The 1008-nt window shown below is 44.5% G+C and carries 1 protein-coding gene; it reads right to left on the bottom strand.

Going from position 1 to position 1008, the window contains the following annotated elements; translation table 11 throughout:
• Positions 1–247: 247 nt before the first annotated feature.
• Entirely contained in the window at positions 248–892 is a 645-nt protein-coding gene (locus H595_RS0119770; RefSeq protein ID WP_027672676.1) for a LysE family translocator, read from the bottom strand.
• Positions 893–1008: the final 116 nt, after the last annotated feature.

The raw sequence follows: 1008 nt of genomic DNA, 5'->3' as shown, positions 1-1008 counted from the left end.
AGTACCTTGCGCCACTGCAAACACTTGCTAGATACAACGAGTTACAACATTGAATGCGGGGGCTAAATTCGTGGGGATCCCTCAGGATCTGACCCTAATATTATTACCCGACAGGGACTTACACCCTGCAAGATGCATCAAGCTTTGCTTGACGCACTAACGCTTTGCTAATTGGCTGCCGCAGCGTAGCGTAGGCAGTCCAGTGGAGGCCACGCTGTTTGTGGCCGGAACGAAATTAAGCAACTTGTTAACTTCTTTCAGCGAGAGCAAGCTTAATACCAAACGAAATAAAAACTCCACCGATAAGCCTATTTAACCATAAAGCTACAGTTTCACTAGCCTGTACGCGTTTACTGGCAAATGCTGAAGATATGGCCAAAAAATGGCACCACAACATGCCATTAAAGTTGAAGATACATCCGAGCATGATGAAAGCAAGGGCCTTATTGCTAGAATCGGGTGAAATGAACTGCGGCACGAATGCAAGAAAAAATACTGCAACTTTTGGATTAAGGACGTTTGTTAAAAACCCTTGCATGAAAATACGCTTATAAGACAACGATAGCGGAGCGACAAGTTTGTTTTCAGTGTCACTTGTTCGCTTTTTTTTACTCCGAATCAGACTAATGCCTACGTAAAGCAGATAAGCCGCGCCCATGAATTTAACAACCGTAAATGCTGTACTGGACGTAGCAAGAACAGCAGATAAGCCCACTGCAGCAGCGAAAATATGTACAAAGGTTCCAGCACCAATGCCGAGCGCTGCTGCTGAGCCTGCTCGCAAGCCTTGAGTTGCACTGCGAGTCATTATAAGCACTGAATCAGGGCCTGGGATCATATTGAGCAAGAGCCCCGAAATAATAAAAAGCAAAATATCGTGAGTTCCAAACATTGTAGATTTGCTCCAAGAAGTTAACGAGCCTGTAGAAAAACCTGCTCAGAACACAGCATTTCCGCTCCGGCTATTCTGTTTATTATTTGTTACGAACTTTGCATGCTTTTGGTAGG

It is taken from the genome of Rheinheimera baltica DSM 14885 (assembly GCF_000425345.1).
GTDB classification, from domain to species: Bacteria; Pseudomonadota; Gammaproteobacteria; order Enterobacterales; family Alteromonadaceae; genus Alishewanella; species Alishewanella baltica.
Note: the sequence above shows the minus strand (reverse complement) of the source record. Positions and strands in the feature narration are given on the sequence as shown.